Source organism: Streptomyces sp. MMCC 100 (assembly GCF_041538145.2).
Classification (GTDB): Bacteria; Actinomycetota; Actinomycetes; order Streptomycetales; family Streptomycetaceae; genus Streptomyces.
In genome coordinates, this window is sequence record NZ_JBGORK020000001.1 from 1,908,876 (window position 1) to 1,930,284 (window position 21,409).

Sequence of the window (21,409 nt, forward strand, 5' to 3'; positions counted from 1 at the left end):
GGGCGCCTACGCAGTTTTCACAAGGCCCGACTTTCGGTCAGGGGGGCGAGCCTGAAATAGTTCCCCACGATGTTCGACATCCCTAGACTCCCCGCGACGGGAGCACATCGGGGGACAACTCAGTGGGGCATGGAGTGCCGGAACTCGTACTGGAATCCAATGGACGGACCTGGACGCTCGATCCGTCCCGGTCATACGCGCTAGGACGCGATCCGCAGGGGGAGCTTGTTTTCGACGATGCCAGGGTCTCCTGGCGGCATGCCACGATCAGTTTCAACGGCCGCAGTTGGGTGGTCGATGATCACGGCAGCACCAACGGCACGTTCGTGCACGGTCAGCGGGTCCAGCAGATGGAGCTCGGCGTCGGCACGGTGCTGAACCTGGGCAACGCGACCGACGGCCCGCGCGTGAGTCTGACCGGCGCGCAGTCCCCGGCCGGCACGCCGCAGGCCCAGCCGCAGCAGCAGCCGTACGCGGCGCAGGGCGCGAACGCGGGCTGGGCCCAGCAGGCACCGCCGGCGCAGGAGCCGCTCCAGCAGCAGGCCCCGCCGCAGCAGGTCCCGCAGCACGGGCAGCCGCACCAGCCGCACCAGCCGCACCAGCCGCACCAGGGCCAGCAGGCCGGCTGGCAGCAGCAGCCGCAGCAGGCCGCGCCGCAGCCCCAGCAGGCCGCGCCGCACTTCCCCCAGCAGCAGGGACCCGGCGGCGCGGCGGGGGCGCCACCGGTCTACGGGGACCGCAGCCCGACCACGTTCCACCAGTTCTCGCTCGGCCGCGTGATGCGCATCGGCCGCGCCCTGGAGAACGACCTGGTCGTCTCCGACCTGCAGGTCTCCCGCAACCACGCGGAGTTCCACGCCACGCCCGACGGGCGCATGGAGATCCGCGACCTGGGCTCGCACAACGGCACGTACGTCAACGGCCAGCCGATCCCCAAGGGCGGCACCCAGCTGCTCGGCCCGACCGACATCGTCGGTGTCGGCCACTCGACGTTCCAGATCGTCGGCGACCGGCTCGAGGAGTTCGTCGACACCGGTGAGGTCTCCTTCTCCGCCCGTCACCTGACCGTCACGGTCGACGGCGGCAAGCAGATCCTCAAGGACGTCTCCTTCGGCGTGCCCGAGAAGTCGCTGATCGCGGTCATCGGTCCGTCGGGATCCGGCAAGTCGACCCTGCTCAAGGCGCTCACCGGATACCGGCCCGCCGACCAGGGCGAGGTCCTCTACGACAACCGGAACCTGTACAAGCAGTTCGCCGAGCTGCGCCAGCGCATCGGTCTGGTCCCGCAGGACGACATCCTGCACAAGGAGCTGACCGTCAAGAAGGCGCTCAAGTACGCGGCCAAGCTCCGCTTCCCGGCCGACACCACGGCCGCCGAGCGCGACGCCCGCATCGACGAAGTGCTGCGCGAGCTGAAGCTGGACATCCACAAGGACAAGAAGGTCACGTCCCTGTCCGGCGGTCAGCGCAAGCGTGTGTCCGTCGCCCTGGAGCTGCTCACCAAGCCGTCGCTGATCTTCCTGGACGAGCCGACCTCCGGCCTCGACCCGGGCATGGACCGTGACGTGATGCAGCTGCTGCGCGGCCTCGCCGACGACGGGCGCACCGTCCTCGTCGTCACCCACTCGGTGGCCGAGCTGGCGACCTGCGACAAGCTGCTGGTGATGGCGCCGGGCGGTTCCGTGGCCTACTTCGGCCCGCCGGAGGAGGCGCTGAACTTCTTCGGCTACGACACCTGGGCCGACGTCTTCTCCGCCTTCGAGAACTACCGCGACTACGACTGGGCGGGCCGCTGGAAGGGCTCGCAGCACTACCAGATGTACGCCGCGGACCTCGACGCCGTCGCGCCGCAGTCCGTACAGGTCCCGCCGATGCAGGCGATGAAGCCGCCGAAGCCGCAGGGCTGGATGTCCCAGTTCGTGACGCTGGTGCGGCGCTACGTGTCGGTGATCGCCTCCGACAAGGGCTTCCTGGCCCTGATGGTGATCCTGCCGGCCGTGCTGGGCGCGGTGAGCCTGCTCATCGACGCGGACAAGGGCCTGCTGCCCAACCCCGCCAACCCGCAGACCGGCCGGATCATTCCCAACGGCACCGCCACCACGGTCCTGCTGATCCTCGCGGTCGGCGCCTGCTTCGCCGGCGCCGCGAACTCGGTCCGTGAGCTGATCAAGGAACGGGTGATCTACGAGCGGGAACGCGCGACCGGCCTGTCCCGGTCCGCGTACCTGATGTCCAAGGTCTTCGTGCTCGGCATGATCACGGTGTTCCAGGGTCTCCTGGTCGGTGTGATCGGCTTCGCCACCCGCGAGATCCCCGACGAGGGACTGGTCCTGGGCGGGGCGACGCTGGTCGAGCTGTCCCTGCCGATCATGGCGCTGGGCTTCACCTCGATGATGTTCGGCCTGATCATCTCCTCGCTGGTGAAGACCGCCGAGAAGACCATGCCGCTGCTGGTGATGTTCGCGATCATCCAGGTCGTCTTCACCGGCTGCCTCTTCGCCCTGAACGGCGCGGTCGGCGTCAACCAGTTCTCGTACCTGATGCCCTCGCGCTGGGCGGTCGCGGCGGCCGGTGCCACGCTGGACTTCAACAAGATCAGCCCGCCCGAGAAGGGGGCCGAGGCCGACCCGCTGTGGGAGCACACCGTGGGCGCCTGGGGCCTGGACATGGCCGCACTGATCGTCCTCGGTGTGATCTGCGGCTTCTTCGTCGCCCGCTTCCTGCGCCGGCACGAGCCCGAGGTCATGCGCAAGTAGGTCGAGGTCCGGCGGGCCCGAAGCCCCGCCCCAACGCCCCGAAGGGCGGCACCCCGTCAGGAGGGTGCCGCCCTTCGGCGTACGGTGCGGCGTCGGCGACGTCGTGAAGAGGTCCGCGCCGACCTCAGTACGCGCTGTCGACGTTGTCCATGGTGCCGTACTTGTCCGCGGCGTAGTTGCACGCGGCGGCGATGTTGGCGACCGGGTCGTAGATGTTCCAGGAGGTACCGGGCACGTGGTACGCCTTGAACGTCGGCGGGATGACCTGGAGCAGGCCCTTCGACGGGATGCCGTTGATGGCGTTGATGTCCCAGTCGTTGATGGCCTTCGGGTTGCCGGACGACTCCCGCATGATGTTGCGGTGGATGCCGTCGTAGGTACCCGGGATGTCGTGCTTGGCCAGGATGGCCCGGGCCTCGCGGATCCAGCCGTCGAGGTTGTTCGGGTAGGACTTCGGCGCGGCCTTCTTGACCTCGGTGCGCTTGGCGGACCGGCTGGTGGTCTCCTTCGCCTCACGCTTGGCGGCGGCCTTCTCGGCAGCCGCCTTCTTCTCGGCGGTCGCCTTCTTGGCGGCCGCCTCCTTCTTGGCCTCGATGGCGGAGACCTTCTGGCTCGCGCCGGCGAGCTGGCCGGTGACACCGGCGTGGACGTCCTGGATCTGCTTGGTGCTGTACGCCACCTTGGCCGTGGGAGCGGCCTCGCTCGTGGTCGTCTGACCGCTGGCCGGGACGGCGGTGAAGGCGACGGCGGCGGCGCCGAGCGTGCCGACACCGGCGATCGCGATCTTGTGCGTGCGGTTCAGGGAACGACTGCGACCACGGGGAAGGATGTTCTTGAGCATGGCGGGATAGACCTCTTCGAATAGCGCGGAGGTCGCTCTCGTCCGGTGGGGACAGTTGGTGCTTCCGGCACAAACGCCGCGGGGGAGAACCCACGGCGCTGAGCGACGAGTGCAATTCTTAGCGACCGCAAAATCCGGAGGCAAAGGTGTGACCTACGATCCGGGATAGTGGATCAGGGAACGGCAAAGCGGGGCAGATTGGACCATCTGCCCCGCTCAAAACGGACGAGTCGTTCTCCTACTCCCCTTCGTACGTGACGTGCGCCCTATGCGCGGGCTCACATCGGCCCCCCGCCGTTCTCACTTTTGGTTGCTGAAGCAATGCGATGTGTGAGTGGATTGGCGACGCTCTCCTACGGCAGGAGGAGATGGACGTCCCCGAACTCGTGCCACAGGTAGCGCCCCCGCACCGCCGCGTCGTACCCGCGGTCGATCGCCGCCCGCCCCGCCACCGCCTCCAGCATCAGCAGATGCGAGGCCTCGGGCTCGTGCAGCCCCGTCAGCAGCCCCTCCACCACCCGCACCCCGCGCTCCGGAGTCACCACCAGATCGGTCCACCCGGCCCGCGCCCGTACGACCCCGTCGGCACCGGCCGCCGACTCCACGGCCCGTACGGCCGTCGTCCCCACCGCCACCACCCGCCCGTCACCGGCGCGCACGGCGTTGATCAGCCGCGCCGACGCCTCCGGCACGGCGAACCGCTCCGGGTACGGCGGCTCGTGCGACTCCGCCGACGCGACCCCCGTGTGCAGCGTCACCGGCGCGAACTGCACCCCACGGCTCACCAGCTCCGCCACCAGCCGCGCCGTGAAGGGCCGCGCCGCGCTCGGCATCTCCGCACTGCCCGTCCCGTCCCCGGAAGGCAACGCGAACACCGTCTGGTAGACGGACAGCGGCTGGTCGCGCTCCGTGTAGGAGTAACGGATCGGCCGCCCGTGCTCCCGCAGCAGCGCGGGCACCTCGGCCCGCGACACCCGCGCCCACCACAACCGCTCCCCGCGCGCACTCAGCGGCTCCTCCAGCACCAGCCGCGCACCGCCCGGCAGCCGCACCTTCGTCCCCGCCGGGCCACCGGCCGTCGAAGGAGCCGAAGGAGCCGAAGGAGCCGGAGAAAACGCCCCGCGTCCCCCTGCTTCCGCACGCGCTGCTTCCGCACGCGCGCGCGTGGTGCCCCTCCCGTCCGGTACCCGCAGCTCCACCGCCCACCGGCCGTCGTCCCCGCGCGTGGAGAAATGCACCACCACGCGCGCGTGCCCGACCCGGCCGTCCACGGCGGCGGCCAGCGTGGGAGACGTGTTGACCACCAGCAGATCACCGGCCCGCAGCAGCCCCGGCAGCTCCCCGAACGCGTGGTGCGACACCTCGGTGCCGCGCGACACCAGCAGCCGTACGCCGTCCCGGTCCAGGCCCGGCCCCCGCTGCTCCACCGGCACCCGGGCCGACAACTCCTCCGGAACCCTCATCGCCAGCGACGACATCACCGCGCCTCCAGCAGCGCCGGAGCCCCGTAGCGCCCGCTCGCCGGCCGTTCGTCCAGCAGCCGCAGCAGCGCCGGCACGACGCTCACCGGATCCGGCCGCGGATCGTCGTCGTCCGGTACGGCCGCGGCATACAGGTCCGTGGCCATGTCCCCCGGGTCGACCGCCCACACCCGCAGCCCAGGCTCCTCGGCACCCAGTACCGCCGCCAGCTGGTCCAGGGCTGCCTTGGACGCCCCGTAGCCGCCCCACGTCTCGTACGCCTCGGCGGCCGCGTCCGAGCTGACCGTCACCACCGCGCCCGCAGGGGCCGTACGCAGCAACGGCAGCGCCTCCCGGAGCAGGCCCAGCGCGGCCACGACGTTCACCTCCAGGGCCCGCCGCAGTCCGTCCAGAGGCAGCTCCTCCAGCCGCACCAGCGGCTCGGCGCCCAGCGCGCTCGCGTTGCTGACCAGCAGATCCACGCCGCCCAGTCCGCGGGCCTCCGTGACCAGCGCCGTCCGGTGCCAGGAGTCGGTGACGTCGCCGGGCAACGCCGTCACGCGCGTGCCGTATGCCTCCAGCGCCGTCGCCGTCTCCTTGAGCACCTCGGGATTCCTGGCGTCCAGCACCAGGTCCCACCCACGTGCCGCCAGGGCCTCGGCGAGGGCCCGGCCCAGCCCCTTCGACGCCCCCGTGATGATCGCAACCGGCATGACACACGTCCCCTTCGTCGTCCCCGCCGTCCGTTCGGCCGGCGTGATCCTCAACGTAGGAACCGACCCGCACCGGCCGCCTCGGGCACGGGCCCCAGCCGGCCAGGGCCCTTCGCCCTAGGACCGACGGGCGGGACCCCGGACCTAGTCCCACCGCCCTAGGCGATGCCCTCCACCGGGCCGATCCCGCCCCCACCCCCCGCGGGTACCGTGAGGACATGAGTCACGGCCCCCGGTCCGGCCTCACCGCGGTGAGTTCCGCGCTGCTGGCCATGAGCAGGCACCTCGAGGTGCGCGACGTCCTCAAGACGATCGTCGCCTCGGCCCGCGAGCTGCTCGACGCCCAGTACGCCGCCCTCGGCGTCCCCGACGACCACGGCGGCTTCGCCCAGTTCGTGGTCGACGGAGTCAGCGACGAGCAGTGGAAGGCCATCGGCCCCCTGCCGCGCCAGCACGGCATCCTCGCCGCGATGGTCCAGGAGGCCACCCCCGAGCGCCTCGGCGACGTCCGCAAGGACCCCCGCTTCGGGGGCTGGCCCTCCGCCCACCCCGACCTGGTCGACTTCCTGGGCCTGCCGATCCGCGACGGCGACGAGGTCCTCGGTGCCCTGTTCCTCGCCAACAAGAACTGCCCGAAGCCCGAGGGCGGCTGCGGCTTCACGCAGGACGACGAGGAACTGCTCGGCATCCTCGCCCAGCACGCCGCCATCGCCCTCACCAACGCGCGCCTGTACGAGCGCAGCCGCGAGCTGACCATCGCCGAGGAGCGCTCCCGCCTCGCCCACGAGCTGCACGACGCGGTCAGCCAGAAGCTGTTCTCGCTGCGCCTGACCGCCCAGGCCGCCACCGCCCTGGTCGACCGCGACCCCGCGCGCGCCAAGGGCGAGCTGCACCAGGTCGCCACCCTGGCCGCCGAGGCCGCCGACGAACTGCGCGCCGCCGTCGTGGAGTTGCGCCCCGCCGCCCTGGAGGAGGACGGCCTCGTCGCCACCCTGCGCACCCAGATCCAGGTCCTCGACCGCGCCCACACCGCCCGCGTGACCTTCACCGGCCGCGGCGTCAAGGCCCTGCCCGCCGCCCAGGAGGAGGCGCTGCTGCGCGTGGCCCAGGAAGCACTGCACAACGCACTGCGCCACTCCGGAGCGGAGCACGTCGAGGTGACCCTGCACCGGCGGGACACCGCAACCGTCCTGCGCATCACCGACGACGGCACCGGCTTCGACCCGCGCACGGTCCGCCGAGCCGGACGCCACCTGGGCCTGGTCTCGATGCGCGACCGGGCGAACGGCACCGGCGGCCGGCTGACCGTGCGGTCAGCGCCCGGCGAGGGCACCACGATCGAGATGGAGGTTCCCGGTGGCTGAAGCGATCAAGGTGCTGCTCGTCGACGACCACCAGGTGGTCCGCCGGGGACTGCGCACCTTCCTGGAGGTACAGGACGACATCGAGGTGGTCGGTGAGGCCGCGGACGGCGCCGAGGGGGTCGACCGCGCCCAGGAGCTGAAACCCGACGTGATCCTCATGGACGTCAAGATGCCGGGCATGGACGGCGTCGACGCGCTGCGCAGGCTCCGGGAGCTGGACAACCACGCGCGCGTGCTGGTCGTCACGAGCTTCACCGAGCAGCGCACCGTGGTCCCGGCCCTGCGCGCGGGCGCCGCCGGCTACGTCTACAAGGACGTCGACCCCGACGCGCTGGCCGGCGCCATCCGCTCCGTCCACGCCGGGCACATCCTGCTCCAGCCCGAGGTCGCGGGCGCCCTGCTGAGCCAGGAGGAGAGCAGCTCCGGACCGGGCAGAGCGGGGTCCCTCACGGAGCGGGAGCGCGAGGTGCTGGGCCTGATCGCGGACGGGCGCTCCAACCGGGAGATCGCCCGCGCGCTGGTCCTCTCCGAGAAGACCGTGAAGACCCACGTCTCGAACATCCTGATGAAGCTCGACCTCGCGGACCGCACCCAGGCCGCCCTGTGGGCCGTACGCCACGGCGTGACCGGCTGACCGCGTACGCGGCGACACGGCGGAGGGTTCCCCTCCGGTCGGAGATTCATACCGTCGTGGGAATGTCCCCCATATGGCGCATCCTTCGAGGGGTCCGGCCGTTCTTCAGTGCGCACCGCGGCGACTGCCCCGGTGATCGCAAGGAGGGCTTGTAAGTGAAGAACCTGAAGAAGGCAGCGGCCGTGACGATGGTGGCCGGCGGGCTGATCGCCGCCGGCGCGGGCATGGCCTCCGCCACCGACGGCGGCTCCCACGCCCACGGCGAGGCCATCGGCTCCCCGGGCGTCGCCTCCGGCAACCTGGTCCAGGCGCCGATCCACATCCCGGTCAACGCCGTCGGCAACAGCGTCAACGTCATCGGCCTCCTGAACCCGGCCTTCGGCAACCTGGGCGTCAACCACTGACGTCGGTCGCAAACGATGCCTGCGGCCTCCCCGGGCCACTGGGAGGCCGCATCGGCATCAAACAGCCCGTCCGGCGTTCGAGGACGATGCCGTTCAGGCCGAAAGCGGGGGTCCGGGGGCGCAGCCCCCGAGACGGTCACACCAGCACGGAGCACCAGCCGGAGAAACGGTCACCGCATCCCCCGCTCCACCACAACGGAGTTGTACGCCGCGACCTGCGCCCGCCGAGCCACCCGCTCCACCGGCCTGAGCGCCTCCCCCCGCGCCACCATTTCGGACGCGCTCACCGCACCCCCGTGCCCGTTCTCCGACGCCAGCGACACCAGCATCCCCACCCGCTGCGCCAACTCCAGCACCCGCACCGCCCGCGGCGGATACCCCGGCGCCAGCACCTCCCGCCCGGACGACCGCTCCGCCCGCGCCCGGTACGCCGCGACCGCCGCCTCCGCCACCGGACCCGATCCGGCGACGTCCAGCCGCGTCAGCACGTCCGTCGCGTCCCGCAGCGCCTCCGCCAGCTCCCGCTCCGCCTCCCCGAGCGAGGGCACGTCCGCCGGCGGCGCCTCCCGCACCGGCAGGCAGTGCCACACGACCTCGACGTGCACGTCACCCTCGGGCCCCGCCTCGTGCACCTCCGGCACCAGCCCCAGCGCCGCGCCCTCACAGATCACCGCCTCCTCGACCTCCAGCGCCCGCGCGTTGAACTCCGGCGGCCCGCTCAGCCCCAGCGGATGCCCCGGCGCGGGCAGCGCGATCCGCAGCCCACTCGCCCCGAGCGCCCGCAGCCTCCCCAGCGCCAGCGTGAGACCGACCGGCGCGTCCTCACCCGGCAGCCCCTCCACCCGGTGCACCGCGTCCCCGCCGACGATCGCGACCGCGGCGTCGTCCGGCGAGACCATGTGGGCAATAAGGGCATTTCCCCAGGCGGCAAGGCGCCCTGCGCGTGGTTCCGAGAGCATGCCCCCACCCTAAGGACCGGACCGATGGAACGGTGAAGCCGACCGGTGGCGTAGATTTCCTGGAGGGGCCTGCGCCCACCGGCGCCGCGGCCCGAGTCACAGGTGTACGCGACAGCCGAGACCGGCCACAATGCAAGGGGAGACAACGCGCTCATGAGCGATGTTCTGGAGCTTCAGGACGTATCCGTGGTCCGCGAGGGCCGGGCTCTGGTGGACCAGGTCTCCTGGTCGGTCAAGGAGGGCGAGCGCTGGGTCATCCTCGGCCCCAACGGCGCCGGCAAGACCACCCTCCTCAATGTCGCGTCCAGCTACCTCTACCCGAGCAACGGCACCGCCACCATCCTCGGCGAGACCCTCGGCAAGCCCGGCACCGACGTCTTCGAGCTGCGCCCGCGCATCGGCGTCGCCGGCATCGCCATGGCCGACAAGCTGCCCAAGCGCCAGACCGTCCTGCAGACCGTCCTGACCGCCGCGTACGGCATGACCGCCGGCTGGCAGGAGGAGTACGAGGACGTGGACGAGCAGCGCGCCCGCGCCTTCCTCGACCGCCTCGGCATGACCGAGTACCTGGACCGCAGGTTCGGCACCCTCTCCGAGGGCGAGCGCAAGCGCACCCTGATCGCCCGCGCCCTGATGACCGACCCCGAGCTGCTCCTCCTCGACGAGCCGGCCGCCGGCCTCGACCTCGGCGGCCGCGAGGACCTCGTCCGCCGTCTCGGCCGGCTCGCCCGCGACCCCATCGCGCCCTCCATGATCATGGTGACCCACCACGTCGAGGAGATCGCCCCCGGCTTCACCCACGTCCTGATGATCCGTCAGGGCAAGGTCCTGGCCGCCGGGCCGCTGGAGCTCGAACTCACCTCCCGCAACCTGTCCCTCTGCTTCGGACTCCCGCTCATCGTCGAGCAGGCGGGGGACCGGTGGACCGCGAAGGGGCTCCCGCTGTCCTGACCCGCCCCCCGTGCGCCCTGTCCCCGGCGTCCCCAACGGACCTACCATGACAGCGTGAACGACATCGACGCATGGGTGTGGTGGCTCGTCGCCGCGGCAGCGCTCGGAATCCCGCTCGTCGTGACCGCGATGCCGGAGTTCGGGATGTTCGCCGTCGGCGCCGTCGCCGCCGCCGTCGCCTCCGGGCTGGGCGCGGACCTGGTCGTCCAGGTCCTCGTCTTCGTCATCGTCTCGGTCGCCCTCATCGCAGTCGTACGGCCCGTCGCCGCCCGACACCGCGCCCAACAGCCCCAACTGGCCTCAGGCGTGGACGCGCTGAAAGGCAGACAGGCCGTCGTCATGGAGCGGGTCGACGGCTCCGGCGGCCGGATCAAACTCGCCGGGGAGATCTGGTCGGCACGCGCCCTGGACACCGGGCGCGCCTTCGAGCCGGGCGAGGAAGTGGACGTCGTGGAGATCGACGGGGCCACGGCCGTCGTCATGTGACCCCGCCGTGCCGCAAGTGGCCCGAACGACCCCCGAGTCGTGCGACGGTCTGTCAGACTCGACCAGCAAGATCCTCAACAGCCGTAGGATCAGCAGTAGTCAGGGTCAGTCAGGTCAACAGGATCTGCTCGACAGGAACTGTTCAACAAGACCTGGTCAATAGGATCTGCCGGAGCGCCGAGGCGGAGAAGGGGACGGACACCCACGATGGAACCGGTCATCATCGTCCTGATCATCCTGGTGGTGTTGGTCTTCATCGCCCTGATCAAGACCATCCAGGTCATTCCACAGGCCAGCGCCGCGATCGTCGAGCGCTTCGGCCGCTACACGCGGACCCTCAACGCGGGCCTCAACATCGTGGTCCCGTTCATCGACACCATCCGCAACCGCATCGACCTGCGCGAACAGGTCGTCCCCTTCCCGCCGCAGCCGGTCATCACCCAGGACAACCTGGTCGTCAACATCGACACCGTCATCTACTACCAGGTGACCGACGCCCGCGCCGCGACCTACGAGGTCGCCAGCTACATCCAGGCGATCGAGCAGCTCACCGTCACCACCCTGCGCAACATCATCGGCGGCATGGACCTGGAGCGGACCCTGACCTCCCGCGAGGAGATCAACGCGGCCCTGCGCGGCGTCCTCGACGAGGCCACCGGCAAGTGGGGCATCCGCGTCAACCGCGTCGAGCTCAAGGCCATCGAACCGCCCACCTCCATCCAGGACTCGATGGAGAAGCAGATGCGCGCCGACCGCGACAAGCGCGCCGCGATCCTCCAGGCCGAAGGTGTCCGGCAGTCCGAAATCCTGCGCGCCGAGGGTGAGAAGCAGTCCCAGATCCTGCGCGCCGAAGGTGAGGCCAAGGCCGCGGCCCTGCGCGCCGAGGGCGAGGCCCAGGCCGTCCGCACCGTCTTCGAGGCCATCCACGCCGGCGACCCGGACCAGAAGCTGCTCTCCTACCAGTACCTCCAGATGCTCCCGAAGATCGCCGAGGGCGACGCCAACAAGCTCTGGATCGTCCCCAGCGAAATCGGCGACGCCCTCAAGGGCCTCTCGGGCGCCATGGGCAACCTCGGAGGCCTGGGCGGCGGTTCGGGCAGCGGGAGCGGCAACGGCGGCGCAAGCGTCCCGGCCCAGGAACGCCGCGAGAAGCCGTCGATCGACTAGCGAATACGGTGATGGCGCCGGGTGGCACCCGCGCCCTTCGGGGGCGCGGGGAACTGCGCGATCAACCACGACGAACCCGCAGTCAGCGACGCACCTCACCCCCTGCGGCGCAGAGTCAGGCGGCGTCCAGAACCAACCACTCCGGCAGCGCAGCGAAGTCGTCCCGGGCCAGCGCCAGCAGCATCGCATCGGCGGGAGTCGGCTCGAACGGCTCCCGCAGCAACGGCATCCCCGCCTGCTCCGGCGTCCGGTTCGCCTTGCGGTGATTGTCCTCCGCACACGAGGCCACCGTGTTCAGCCACGTGTCCTGACCGCCGTGCGACCGCGGCACCACGTGGTCGACGGTCGTCGCCCGCCGCCCGCAGTACGCGCACCGGTGCCGGTCCCGGACCAGCACACCCCGCCTCGACCAGGGAGCGCGTCTTCGGAACGGCACCCGTACGTATTGGCACAGCCTGATCACCCGCGGCGCGGGTATGTCGAGCGCGGCTCCGCGCATCCGCAGCGAGGGGTGGGCCTGCTCGACGACGGCCTTGTCCTGGAGCACCAGAACGACGGCTCGATTCAACGTCACCGTCGACAACGGCTCGAAGCTCGCGTTCAGCACCAGCGTGTCCCGCATACCAGCCCACCTCCCGTGCGCACCGGCCCACCCCCTGGCGGGCTGGGAACAACTCTGGCCGGGCACGCCGGGATGGACAACGCAATATCTGCTGCTCCAACGAGGGGTGCCCCCCTCGCCACCCCCGGCAACAAAAATGCCCGCCCCTGATCCATTCCAAGACCGGGGGCGGGCAAACGTTCCATGAACGCTCGGAACACTCAGCTGTCCGCGGGCACCTCGTACTCACCGATCAGCTGGGCCCGCGCGATCGTGTGGAACCGCAGGTTGAAGCCGACGAAGGCGGGGGTGCCGTCCGCGTCCGGACCGAGCTTCTCCTGGTCAACGGCGTACACCGTGAACACATACCGGTGCGGGCCGTCCCCGGCCGGCGGCGCGGCACCGCCGAACTCCTTGCTGCCGTAGTCGTTGCGCGCCTGTACGGCACCCTGAGGCAGCCCCTCGAACGCGCCGCTGCCCGCCCCCGCCGGCAGCTCGGTCACCGAGGCCGGGATGTCGAACACCACCCAGTGCCAGAACCCGCTGCCCGTCGGGGCGTCCGGGTCGTAGCACGTCACGGCGAAGCTCTTGGTCTCGGCGGGGAAGCCCTCCCACCGCAGGTGCGGGGAGGTGTTCCCGGCCGCGTAGACCTGAGCGTCCTTGAGCGTCCCGCCTTCCTGCACGTCCTCACTCGTGACGGTGAATGACGGAACGGGCGGGTGGAAGTCATGGGGGAGCGGACGCCGCTTCAGCTCGGTCACCTCGGTACCTCCTGATGTTCTGGTGCAGAGATGACCGAGCCTACGGGTTTCCCCGCCGGATCCGTCAGAACCAGTTGCGCTTGCTGCCGACCTCCGACAGCCACTGGTTGAGGTAAGCCGTCCAGTCGGTGCCCTGGTAGTCGTTCAGCCCCACCTTGAAGGAACGGAACGTGTCGCTGCCCTCGCTGAACAGCCCGGGCTTCTTGTCCATCTCCAGTACGACGTCCATCGCCTGCGCGTCGGCCACGAAGCTCAGCTCGACCTGGTTCAGCCCGCGGTACTGCTGCGGCGGGAAGAACTCGATCTCCTGGTAGAAGGGCAGCTGCTGCCGCGTCCCCCGGATGTGGCCGCGCTCCATGTCCGCGCTCTTGAAGCGGAAGCCCAGGCCGATGAACGCGTCCAGGATCGCCTTCTGCGCCGGCAGCGGATGCACGTTGATCGCGTCCAGGTCACCGGAGTCCACGGCGCGCGCGATTTCCAGCTCCGTGGTGACGCCGATGTTCATCCCGCGCAGCGACTGTCCGTCGATCATGGTGATCGGCGTCTCCCACGGAATCTCGAGCCCGAACGGCACCGCGTGCACCGCACCGGCCTTCAGCTCGAAGGCACCACCGAGCCGCACCTTGGTGAACTCGATGTCCTGCTTGTACTCCTGGTCGCCGCTCTCGACCTCGACCTTGGCCTGGAGCCCGACCGACAGCCCCTCGATCTCCTGGTCGACGGACCCTCCCTGGATCCGCACCTCGCCCTGGACGACACCCCCCGGAACGACGTTGACCTCGCTCAGCACGGTCTCGACCGAAGCCCCGCCGGCCCCCAGGCTCGCGAGCAGCTTCTTGAACGCCATGTCTCTCCCTCTCCAGGCTTACGTGTGGATCCTCGATCCATACAAACGCGATCCGGCCGTGGCCGGTTCCGCGCCCCACACCCTGGCAAGGCGGACGCCCCCCTGACCACCCCGTGCACGGTCCCGGCTGCGTTACGCTCGGACGGCATGATCGCGAGCCCTGACCGTACGCCCCTGCCCAGGGAATTCTTCGACCGCCCCATCCTCGAGGTGGCGCCCGATCTCCTGGGCCGCATCCTGGTGCGCAACACCCCGGACGGTCCGATCGCCCTCCGCCTGACGGAGGTGGAGGCATACGACGGTCAGAACGACCCCGGCTCCCACGCCTACCGCGGTCGTACCCCCCGCAACGACGTGATGTTCGGCCCGCCCGGCCACGTGTACGTCTACTTCACTTACGGCATGTGGTTCTGCATGAACCTGGTGTGCGGTCCCGAGGGCCGGGCGAGCGCAGTCCTGCTCCGAGCCGGCGAGATCATCGAGGGCGCCGAGCTGGCCCGGACCCGTCGGCTCTCCGCCCGCAACGACAAGGAACTGGCCAAAGGCCCGGCCCGTCTTGCCACCGCCCTGGGCGTGGACCGCGCACTGAACGGCACGGACGCGTGCACCTCCGAGGACACCCCGCTGCGCATCCTGACGGGCGCCCCCGTACCTGGTGACCAGGTACGCAACGGCCCCCGCACCGGTGTGGCCGGCGAAGGCGGCGTGCACCCCTGGCGCTACTGGGTCGCCGACGACCCGACGGTCAGTCCGTATCGGGCCCATGTCCCGAGGAAGCGCCGAAGTTGACTCTCCTTTGGGAGCCGCGTAATGTAGCCCGAGCCGCTTGACCCGGGTACGGCAATCGCCTGCAGCCGGAAGCGGCCAACCCACTACCTACGACTTCCCTCAGCGGGAGCGATTTCGGCATGTCCGCATGCCCGAATTCGAACTCGCGGGACTCGATTATGAGTCCACGGGGAAATCGGCTAACGTAGTGAATGTCGAAAGGCCGACGAGCGAAAGCCCGAAGCCGACGGCAAATCCCGCCGACAGGGAATCGGATCGAAAAGGATCTGATAGAGTCGGAAACGCAAGACCGAAGGGAAGCGCCCGGAGGAAAGCCCGAGAGGGTGAGTACAAAGGAAGCGTCCGTTCCTTGAGAACTCAACAGCGTGCCAAAAGTCAACGCCAGATATGNACTGGAAGATCCTGCGGGACTGCCGGCTCAAGGGCGACGGAGTTCACCAGGCCATGCTCGGCATCGCCCGACTGCACAACCTGGCCCTCACTGGATAACTCGAACCCCATACGGGACAACCTCTAGGGCACGAAGCCCCCAGAATCCGCCCGACCGCAAGGCGAATTCTGGGGGCTTTGCCTTTCGAGGCCGGAAGCGTGGCCCTGGCAGCACCGGGCCGAACGCAACGCACGCGAGGACGCGAGTGCGACTGCTACCCCACGGGCCCCTTGACGACGGCTTCGCCCCACTTCGATCCCTGTCGCTGACAAGGACGTGATCGTCTACACCGAGGGCCCGGACGAGCTGACAGCCGCGGTCGCCGAGACCCGAGGACGGTAGGTTCACCCAGCCCCGGAGCGGGTGCCGTCACGCCAAGAGCGTCCTGGCGATCAATGGGGTGATGGCAAACTGATGGACGCAACTTTCCCATTCCGCTCGGGAGACCACCTGATGAACGCTGCCCCCGCCGCCCAGGGAGCCGAGACCACCGGGGAACGTACCGGCGGCTGCCTGTGCGGCCGGATCCGCTTCACCGCCCGAGGCCCGGCCGTCTTCCCTCACACCCGTGCCTGCCGCCACTGCCAACAGCTCGGCGGAACACCAGTGATGTGGTGGGTGGGATTCGAGACCGTCACCTGGAGCGGTGAGGGCGACGAGCCAACCTGGTACGAAACCTTCGAAGGCGAGGCGAAACGCGGCTTCTGCCCGACCTGCGGCAGCCGCCTCGCAGCGATCGACAGCGACATTCCCGAGATTGGCATCAACGCCACCGCTCTCGACGACACCAGCAGCATAGACCTCGTACCGATCCACGCGTCCTCCCACGACAACGCCGTACACTGGCTGCCCCCGATGCTCCAGACCCCGCACAGCGCGGTCGGCTAACCGCCCATCCACCCAGGATGAGGGAAGGGCTGCGAGAGCCGCACGGCCCCCGGGGGATGCTCAAACCGCTGACTCTGCGTTCTCGACTTCCTCACAATGTGTCTCCGGGGACTCCCGTCCGTATACGTTGACCTGCGACGCAGAACTTCCGCACAGGGCCTCCACCTGCGGGCTCCCGGAATCTCCGCGGCAGGGGGAGGGCAGCCGCAGGCGCTGCTATACGTGCCCTTGACCGAGTTCGAGTGCCGGGACCAGTACAGCCGCCGCGTCACAGTCGGTGCAGGCGCGAGCGCCCTCACGCATCAGAGCGTCCAGGGCCTCCAGCGTGCCCAGCTCCGTCCCACCGCCTACGGCGTGACGGCACGTGGCGTCGTGCACGACTGTCGGGCCGCGGCGTCCAGGCGCGGGACGGACCACCCAGCCGTGAGCCGGCCGCGGTAGGGGGCCGGGCAGACGACGGGTCGGCACGCCGGACAGGTCCACTCCTTCGATGGGCGTCAGCTGCCGGTCGGTCACCCAGACGGTGTACTCGGCCGCCTCGACCCCGCCCCACTGGTGAAGTGTCGGTATTCGAGAGTTGCAGTATTCCGGGACTGGTGAGCTCGCATGTTCAGGTGTCGCGTATTCGCGGCTGAGCCCAGATGGGACTCGCGCTGGCTGCCGAGTTATTCACGCAAGGGGTGACGCCGCCGCAGCTAGCACGGCGGTTGCGGGTCTCACGGAAGTCCGCCTATGCCTGGCATGCCCGCTGGCGAGAAGACGGCGTTGAGGGGCTGCGGTCCAAGGGGTCGTCCGGACGTCCGTCGCGGATGAAGCCCGAGTGCGGGCCTGGCTGCCGTCGGAACTGGAGAAGGGACCCGCCGCGCACGGCTGGACGGAGGATCAGCGCTGGACGCTGGCCCGGGTGGCCACCGTGATCGCCCGGCGCTTCCACGTGTGCTTCATCCAGGTCCAGACCTGGCGCATCCTGCGCGAGATGGGCTGGACGGTTCAGGTGCCGGTGCGGCGGGCTGCCGAACGCGACGAGGAGGCCGTGGCCACGTGGGTCAAGGAGACGTGGCCACGGGTGGAAAGACGGTGAGGGACCGGGACGCCTGGCTGTGGAGAGCTCGCGATCCTGAGCGGTTCCCTACATTGACGCGCGCGGGTCAGGTGCCGATCTCCCGGTGGACGCCGCCGGCAGCGGTGTTGACGCCCTCGGCGAGGGTGGGGTGAATGTGGATCGCTCGGGCGATGTCGCTGTAGGTGGCGCCGCAGGTCATGGCGATGACGGCTTCGTGGACGAGGTTGCCGCCGTCGGGTCCGGCGATGTGGCAGCCCAGGATGCGGTCGGTGGCGGCGTCGACGACGAATTTGATCAGGCCGCGGGTGTTGCCGATGGCGCGGGCCTTGACGACTCCGGTGAAGTCCTGGCGGCCGATGAGGACGTCATATCCGGTGGCGCGGGCGGCGGGTTCGGTCAGGCCGACGGAGCCGACCTCGGGGTCGGTGAACACCGCGTGCGGGACGACGCGTCCGGCGGTGGAGCGGTCCTGGCCGCGGTAGGTGGTGCGGTAGGCGATGTCGGCGTCGTCGCGGGCGGTGTGGGTGAACATCGGCCCGCCGCGGATGTCGCCGAGCGCCCACACGCCCTCGGCCCCGGTGCGCAGCAGGTCGTCGACGGGCAGGAAGCCGCGGGCGTCGGGCTCAAGGCCGAGGTGTTCCAGGCCCAGGGTGTCGGTGTTGGGGGTGCGGCCGGTGGCGATGAGGAGGTGGCTGCCGGTGATCTCGCCGGTCTCGCTGCCCTGGCAGCCGGCCCGGATGTTGCCGGGGCGGCCGTCGACGGCGGTGCAGGTCGTTGCGGTGAGGACGGTGATGCCGTCAGTGGTGAAGCCGTCGGTGACGGCGGTGGAGATGTCGGGGTCCTCGGAGGGCAGCAGGCGGTCCGCGCGCTGGATGAGGGTGACGCGGGAGCCGAAGCGGGCGAACATCTGGGCGAACTCGCAGCCGATGTAGCCGCCGCCCACCACGATCAGGTGCTCGGGCAGCTCGGTGAGGTCCAGCAGGGTGCGCGAGGTGTAGTACGGGGTGGCATCGAGGCCGTCGATCGGGGGGATGGTGGTACGCAGACCGGTGACCAGGAAGATCTTGTCGGCCTCCAGGTCGGTGCCATCCACGCGCAGCCGCCTCGGTGCCGTGAAGCGTCCCTCGGCGGGGTAGAAGTCGAGCTGATCGGCCTTGCCGACCGTCTTGTAGGAGCCGGAGCGGATCGTGTCGACGATCCGGTTCTTGCGGGCGACGACCGCGGCGAGATCGACGGTGGGGGTTGTGGTCGTCACGCCGAACTCGGCGGCGCGGCGCACCTGGTGGGCCACCGCGGCGGAGGCGATCATCGTCTTGGTGGGGATGCAGCCCCGGTTGAGGCAGGTGCCGCCGAGTTTCTCCTTCTCCACGAAGGCGACCCGGCCGTGCCGGGCGGCGCGCAGGGCCAGGGGCAGTCCGGCCATGCCGCCGCCGATCACCAAGGCGTCATATCGCTCGACCATGCGAAAACTCCCTCTCCGTCTTCTGTTTGCCGATCCGGTGCGGGCGGTGCGTACAGGGGCCTTAAGGCATCCTCAGCCGTACGGGCCGGTGGGGCCGGAGGGGTGCGGCCGTTCGGCGGATGGGGGTGGCAAGCGACGGCTGATTGCGGTGCGGTGGCGCCGATGCCACAGCGCGGCGGCGGTGAGCAAGACGGCCCCGCTGGCCCAGAGCGGCCAGGTCACAGGGGTAGCGGTGGCAGTGGCCCCGGTGGCTGCGCCGCCCGCGGTTGCGGTGGCCAGCGCCGGGCCGCTGCAGCACAGGCCGATCAAGGACAGCCCGGCACCCAGAGCCGCGCCGAAGGTCCCGAGCGCGGCGAAGGTGGCCGTCAGGAGGTGGCCGAGCATCCGACGGAGCCGGTTGAGGACGTTGGGGGGCGCCGTGCGCATCGACTGGACTCGGGGGCTGGGCGGACGGGGTGAGGGTGTGGCCGGCTGCGGCTCGGGGGAATGCGGCAGCCGGCCGCCCTCCCGGCCCGACGGGGGCGGGGCCGGGGTATCGGGGAGGGGTCAGGCCCACAGGGCGCTGCCCCACTTGGTGAGGATCAGGATCGCGATGATGCCGATCCACAGCACGGGCACCGTCCAGTGGAACTCGGCCACGGTGCGGCGCACCTGGTCGGGGACGGTGATGAGCCCGTGGCGGATGTTGTGCACGGTGGTGTACCAGAAGATGAGGATCGTCACGGCCCAGACGAGGGTGCACCACAGGCACAGCGCGCCGATGGCGTACAGCGAGGAGTACTGCAGCCAGGTGATGAAGCCGATACCGAAGACGGTGCCTGCCTGCAGGCCCCACCAGTGCCATCGCCGGTAGCGGGCGCCGGCCAGCAGTCCGGCGCCGATGGCGATGACGGCGGGGAAGGCGACCCAGCCGATGAAAGGGTTGGGGAAGCCGAAGGTGGATGCCTGCCAGCTCTTCATGATGTTGTTGCAGGACAAGACGGGGTTGATGCTGCACGCCGAGACATAGTTCGGGTTGGCGAGCAGCTTCATCTTGTCGTGGGTGAGCACGGCCGAGGCGAGCAGGCCGAGCAAGCCGCCCAGGAGCAGCAGGAGCGCGAAGGCACGGTTGGCGCCGATCGGGGCGTGCGGGCTTCTCCGCTCGGCCGGGGAGGCCGTGTCGCGGGCTGCTGTCGTGGTCATGTGGGGTTCCGTTCCGGCAGTTGCCCGCGGCGGGGGCTTGGTCTGTTCCCGGCCGCAGCGGGTCTGGGCGTGGGCGCGGTCAGCAGCAGTGGCCGTCGCTGTCGCGGTCGGTTGAGGCCGGTGTGGGGACGGGCTGGGGCGCGCAGCAGTCGTCCGCTGCGGCGGCGGAGGGGGCTGTCCCGGTGGGAGTGGAGTGGCGGGCCGGCTGCCGTGTGCGGTGGCGGATGGCGGCGGCCGCCACAGCGAGGACGACCACCACGGCGGTGACGGCGATGGCGGTGGTATGGGCCTGGATCCAGGCGGTGGCGGTGGCGGAGAAGGTGGCGAGGCCGCCGCCGGGGGCGGCGGTGGTGGCGCCGCCGGTGGCAGCGGGGTACCAGTACCAGGCCAGGTAGGCGCCGGTGAGGACGAGGACGGCGGCGGTGATGCGGGTGCCGTGCCGGGCCAGGGCGGTGATCTTGCGGGTGAGGGCGGCGCCCGCGGCGGCGGTGGTGACCGCGACGAGCAGCAGGACGGCGGCCGATCCGGCGGCGTAGGCGGCGAAGACCGCGAGGAGCCCGGCGAAGCTGGCGGTGGCCTGGGCCTGGGCGATGACGGCGAGCAGCACGCCGAAGGTGCACGACAGGGACGCGGCGGCGTAGCCGACGCCGAAGGCCGCCATGCGCCGGGCGGTCGGGGGGCCCGCCGACCGGCGGGTGCTGGTGGTCAGGTGCAGCCGCAGGCTGGGTGTGCGGCCGGTGAGCATGACGGCGCCGAGGAGCAGCAGGAGGATGCCGGTGGCCAGGCCCAGCCAGGGGGCGGCTTGGATCAGGGCGCGGGCTCCGGCGCTGACGATGAGTCCGGCGGCTGCGAGGGTGCCGGCGAAGCCGAGGGTGAGGGCGGCGCCGGAGCGCAGGGCGCGGGTGAGGCGTACCGGCAGCGGGGAGGCGTCGCTGTCGCCCAGGGCGGCGGTGATCCAGGCGGGCAGCAGGGCGAAGCCGCAGGGGTTGACCGGGGCGAGCATCCCGGCGGCGAAGGCGAGGGCGAGCAGGCCGTTCATCACGCGCCTGCCTTCTTCAGGGCGTCCTGGATCTGGTCGGCGGAGGGGTCGGTGGCCCGGTAGGTGACCTTGCCCTGCGGGGCGACGACGATCAGTGTGGACAGCGCGGCGACCTGGTAGCGCTGGGAGAGGGCGGCGCCCTTGTCGATGGTGGCGGGCAGAGCCGGGGCCTTGATGTAGTCGAGGAACTGCATGATCGTCTGCTTCGACTCGTTCGGGTCCATGTCCACCGCGAGGAAGTTGGCCTTCTTCCCGGCCTTGTCGAACGCCTGGGCGGCCTTGTCCAGGCTCTTGGCCCCGCCGGCGCACTCGCCGCAGCCCACCGAGAAGAAGAACAGGGCGGAGGGCTTGTCCCCGGGCACCGCCAGCGTGGTGTCGTCGAGGAGGGCGACGGTGTCCGCCTTGGCAGCGGCGGCGTTGCCGCTGCCAGCGCTCGTGGCGGGGGTGTTCGCCTTGGTGTCGGTACCGCAGGCGGACAGGGTGAGCGCAGCGGTGGCAGCCGCAGCCAGAGCCAGGGCGGTACGGCGGCGCAGGCGGGTGCGGCGGGCGGTGGGGGACGGTGAGGTCATGGGTGGTGCGGGCCTTCCTCGAAGTCCGGGACTGGACGGGCGG

Annotated in this window: 20 protein-coding genes and 3 pseudogenes; 11 read left to right on the forward strand and 12 right to left on the reverse strand. The window is 70.5% G+C overall.

Annotated elements, in window-relative coordinates:
• Positions 1–134 precede the first annotated feature (134 nt).
• Positions 135–2,756: an ABC transporter ATP-binding protein/permease gene (locus ABS735_RS08735; protein WP_373902303.1), complete on the forward strand. Its 2,622-nt coding sequence runs from the start codon at positions 135–137 to the stop codon at positions 2,754–2,756.
• 124 nt (positions 2,757–2,880) lie between these two features.
• Here ABS735_RS08735 and ABS735_RS08740 read toward each other — a convergent pair whose 3' ends face one another.
• The 3 genes from ABS735_RS08740 to ABS735_RS08750 all read right to left on the reverse strand — a co-directional run bounded on the left by ABS735_RS08740 (position 2,881) and on the right by ABS735_RS08750 (position 5,770).
• On the reverse strand, positions 2,881–3,597 hold the full coding sequence (locus tag ABS735_RS08740) for a transglycosylase SLT domain-containing protein (protein ID WP_373902304.1): 717 nt from the start codon (positions 3,595–3,597) through the stop codon (positions 2,881–2,883).
• Between the two features lie 353 nt (positions 3,598–3,950).
• On the reverse strand, positions 3,951–5,075 hold the full coding sequence (locus ABS735_RS08745; protein WP_373902305.1) for an S-adenosylmethionine:tRNA ribosyltransferase-isomerase: 1,125 nt from the start codon (positions 5,073–5,075) through the stop codon (positions 3,951–3,953).
• Positions 5,075–5,770, reverse strand: a complete 696-nt coding sequence (locus ABS735_RS08750; RefSeq protein ID WP_373902306.1) for an SDR family NAD(P)-dependent oxidoreductase — start codon at positions 5,768–5,770, stop codon at positions 5,075–5,077. Before ABS735_RS08750 ends, ABS735_RS08745 begins: the two co-directional genes overlap by 1 nt.
• Before the next feature lie 218 nt (positions 5,771–5,988).
• On the opposite strand from ABS735_RS08750, the gene ABS735_RS08755 reads away from it, so the two are divergent.
• The 3 genes from ABS735_RS08755 (at position 5,989) to chpE (ending at position 8,172) form a co-directional block, all read left to right on the forward strand.
• Positions 5,989–7,134, forward strand: a complete 1,146-nt coding sequence (locus tag ABS735_RS08755) for a GAF domain-containing sensor histidine kinase (protein WP_373902307.1) — start codon at positions 5,989–5,991, stop codon at positions 7,132–7,134.
• Positions 7,127–7,768 carry a response regulator gene (locus ABS735_RS08760; RefSeq protein WP_373902308.1) on the forward strand — a complete coding sequence of 214 codons (642 nt, stop codon included), beginning with the start codon at positions 7,127–7,129 and terminating at the stop codon, positions 7,766–7,768. Before ABS735_RS08755 ends, ABS735_RS08760 begins: the two co-directional genes overlap by 8 nt.
• A 155-nt stretch (positions 7,769–7,923) precedes the next feature.
• Complete coding sequence (chpE, locus tag ABS735_RS08765) at positions 7,924–8,172, forward strand: chaplin ChpE (protein ID WP_328559682.1); 249 nt, start codon at positions 7,924–7,926, stop codon at positions 8,170–8,172.
• A 170-nt stretch (positions 8,173–8,342) separates the two neighbouring features.
• On the opposite strand, the gene ABS735_RS08770 is transcribed toward chpE, so the two are convergent.
• Positions 8,343–9,131 carry a hypothetical protein gene (locus ABS735_RS08770; RefSeq protein WP_373902309.1) on the reverse strand — a complete coding sequence of 263 codons (789 nt, stop codon included), beginning with the start codon at positions 9,129–9,131 and terminating at the stop codon, positions 8,343–8,345.
• Between the two features lie 153 nt (positions 9,132–9,284).
• Between ABS735_RS08770 and ABS735_RS08775 the strand changes: the two are divergent.
• The 3 genes and pseudogenes from ABS735_RS08775 to ABS735_RS08785 form a co-directional block, all read left to right on the forward strand.
• A pseudogene (locus tag ABS735_RS08775) lies at positions 9,285–9,815 on the forward strand (ABC transporter ATP-binding protein); the annotation flags it as partial.
• 321 nt (positions 9,816–10,136) lie between these two features.
• A complete protein-coding gene (locus ABS735_RS08780; RefSeq protein WP_373902311.1) occupies positions 10,137–10,568 on the forward strand; it encodes an NfeD family protein in 432 nt (143 codons plus the stop codon).
• Between the two features lie 207 nt (positions 10,569–10,775).
• Positions 10,776–11,735: an SPFH domain-containing protein gene (locus ABS735_RS08785; protein WP_355565879.1), complete on the forward strand. Its 960-nt coding sequence runs from the start codon at positions 10,776–10,778 to the stop codon at positions 11,733–11,735.
• Positions 11,736–11,850: 115 nt separating this feature from the next.
• Here the strand turns inward: ABS735_RS08785 and ABS735_RS08790 are convergent, their stop codons facing one another.
• The 3 genes from ABS735_RS08790 to ABS735_RS08800 form a co-directional block, all read right to left on the reverse strand.
• Positions 11,851–12,357, reverse strand: a complete 507-nt coding sequence (locus tag ABS735_RS08790) for an HNH endonuclease (protein ID WP_007388340.1) — start codon at positions 12,355–12,357, stop codon at positions 11,851–11,853.
• 200 nt (positions 12,358–12,557) lie between these two features.
• On the reverse strand, positions 12,558–13,097 hold the full coding sequence (locus ABS735_RS08795) for a YbhB/YbcL family Raf kinase inhibitor-like protein (RefSeq protein ID WP_373902312.1): 540 nt from the start codon (positions 13,095–13,097) through the stop codon (positions 12,558–12,560).
• Positions 13,098–13,161: 64 nt separating this feature from the next.
• The gene (locus ABS735_RS08800; protein WP_373902313.1) at positions 13,162–13,944 is read right to left on the reverse strand and encodes a sporulation protein; all 783 of its coding nucleotides are present in this window, start codon (positions 13,942–13,944) and stop codon (positions 13,162–13,164) included.
• A gap of 147 nt (positions 13,945–14,091) precedes the next feature.
• Here ABS735_RS08800 and ABS735_RS08805 point away from each other — a divergent pair, with 147 nt between their 5' ends.
• From ABS735_RS08805 to ABS735_RS08815, 3 genes and pseudogenes are all read left to right on the forward strand, one after another.
• Entirely contained in the window at positions 14,092–14,733 is a 642-nt protein-coding gene (locus tag ABS735_RS08805) for a DNA-3-methyladenine glycosylase (RefSeq protein WP_373902314.1), read from the forward strand.
• A gap of 393 nt (positions 14,734–15,126) precedes the next feature.
• Positions 15,127–15,222 (forward strand): annotated as a pseudogene (locus ABS735_RS08810) (IS5/IS1182 family transposase); the annotation flags it as partial.
• Positions 15,223–15,616: 394 nt separating this feature from the next.
• Positions 15,617–16,051, forward strand: a complete 435-nt coding sequence (locus ABS735_RS08815; RefSeq protein WP_042799368.1) for a GFA family protein — start codon at positions 15,617–15,619, stop codon at positions 16,049–16,051.
• 216 nt (positions 16,052–16,267) lie between these two features.
• Here the strand turns inward: ABS735_RS08815 and ABS735_RS08820 are convergent, their stop codons facing one another.
• On the reverse strand, positions 16,268–16,567 hold the full coding sequence (locus tag ABS735_RS08820) for a DUF6233 domain-containing protein (RefSeq protein ID WP_016325370.1): 300 nt from the start codon (positions 16,565–16,567) through the stop codon (positions 16,268–16,270).
• A gap of 140 nt (positions 16,568–16,707) precedes the next feature.
• Between ABS735_RS08820 and ABS735_RS08825 the strand changes: the two are divergent.
• A pseudogene (locus ABS735_RS08825) lies at positions 16,708–17,161 on the forward strand (winged helix-turn-helix domain-containing protein); the annotation flags it as partial.
• 38 nt (positions 17,162–17,199) lie between these two features.
• On the opposite strand, the gene ABS735_RS08830 reads toward ABS735_RS08825, so the two are convergent.
• The 4 genes from ABS735_RS08830 to ABS735_RS08845 form a co-directional block, all read right to left on the reverse strand.
• Positions 17,200–18,576, reverse strand: a complete 1,377-nt coding sequence (locus ABS735_RS08830; protein WP_016325368.1) for a dihydrolipoyl dehydrogenase family protein — start codon at positions 18,574–18,576, stop codon at positions 17,200–17,202.
• A gap of 546 nt (positions 18,577–19,122) precedes the next feature.
• A complete protein-coding gene (locus ABS735_RS08835) occupies positions 19,123–19,758 on the reverse strand; it encodes a vitamin K epoxide reductase family protein (protein WP_016325367.1) in 636 nt (211 codons plus the stop codon).
• A gap of 79 nt (positions 19,759–19,837) precedes the next feature.
• A complete protein-coding gene (locus ABS735_RS08840; RefSeq protein WP_019709287.1) occupies positions 19,838–20,797 on the reverse strand; it encodes a cytochrome c biogenesis CcdA family protein in 960 nt (319 codons plus the stop codon).
• Positions 20,797–21,366 (reverse strand): TlpA family protein disulfide reductase, encoded by a 570-nt coding sequence (locus tag ABS735_RS08845; protein WP_016325365.1) that lies wholly within the window; start codon positions 21,364–21,366, stop codon positions 20,797–20,799. The genes ABS735_RS08840 and ABS735_RS08845 overlap by 1 nt, the downstream gene beginning before the upstream one ends.
• Between the last annotated feature and the right edge of the window lie 43 nt (positions 21,367–21,409).

What these genes read in the sequence shown, in the direction of transcription:
- ABS735_RS08740 (WP_373902304.1), bottom strand. Translation starts at nt 3,597, where the DNA reads ATGCTCAAGAACATCCTTCCCCGTGGTCGCAGTCGTTCCCTGAACCGC.
- ABS735_RS08745 (WP_373902305.1), bottom strand. Translation starts at nt 5,075, where the DNA reads ATGTCGTCGCTGGCGATGAGGGTTCCGGAGGAGTTGTCGGCCCGGGTG.
- ABS735_RS08750 (WP_373902306.1), bottom strand. Translation starts at nt 5,770, where the DNA reads ATGCCGGTTGCGATCATCACGGGGGCGTCGAAGGGGCTGGGCCGGGCC.
- ABS735_RS08755 (WP_373902307.1), top strand. Translation starts at nt 5,989, where the DNA reads ATGAGTCACGGCCCCCGGTCCGGCCTCACCGCGGTGAGTTCCGCGCTG.
- ABS735_RS08770 (WP_373902309.1), bottom strand. Translation starts at nt 9,131, where the DNA reads ATGCTCTCGGAACCACGCGCAGGGCGCCTTGCCGCCTGGGGAAATGCC.
- ABS735_RS08785 (WP_355565879.1), top strand. Translation starts at nt 10,776, where the DNA reads ATGGAACCGGTCATCATCGTCCTGATCATCCTGGTGGTGTTGGTCTTC.
- ABS735_RS08790 (WP_007388340.1), bottom strand. Translation starts at nt 12,357, where the DNA reads ATGCGGGACACGCTGGTGCTGAACGCGAGCTTCGAGCCGTTGTCGACG.
- ABS735_RS08800 (WP_373902313.1), bottom strand. Translation starts at nt 13,944, where the DNA reads ATGGCGTTCAAGAAGCTGCTCGCGAGCCTGGGGGCCGGCGGGGCTTCG.
- ABS735_RS08805 (WP_373902314.1), top strand. Translation starts at nt 14,092, where the DNA reads ATGATCGCGAGCCCTGACCGTACGCCCCTGCCCAGGGAATTCTTCGAC.
- ABS735_RS08815 (WP_042799368.1), top strand. Translation starts at nt 15,617, where the DNA reads ATGAACGCTGCCCCCGCCGCCCAGGGAGCCGAGACCACCGGGGAACGT.
- ABS735_RS08830 (WP_016325368.1), bottom strand. Translation starts at nt 18,576, where the DNA reads ATGGTCGAGCGATATGACGCCTTGGTGATCGGCGGCGGCATGGCCGGA.
- ABS735_RS08835 (WP_016325367.1), bottom strand. Translation starts at nt 19,758, where the DNA reads ATGACCACGACAGCAGCCCGCGACACGGCCTCCCCGGCCGAGCGGAGA.
- ABS735_RS08840 (WP_019709287.1), bottom strand. Translation starts at nt 20,797, where the DNA reads ATGAACGGCCTGCTCGCCCTCGCCTTCGCCGCCGGGATGCTCGCCCCG.
- ABS735_RS08845 (WP_016325365.1), bottom strand. Translation starts at nt 21,366, where the DNA reads ATGACCTCACCGTCCCCCACCGCCCGCCGCACCCGCCTGCGCCGCCGT.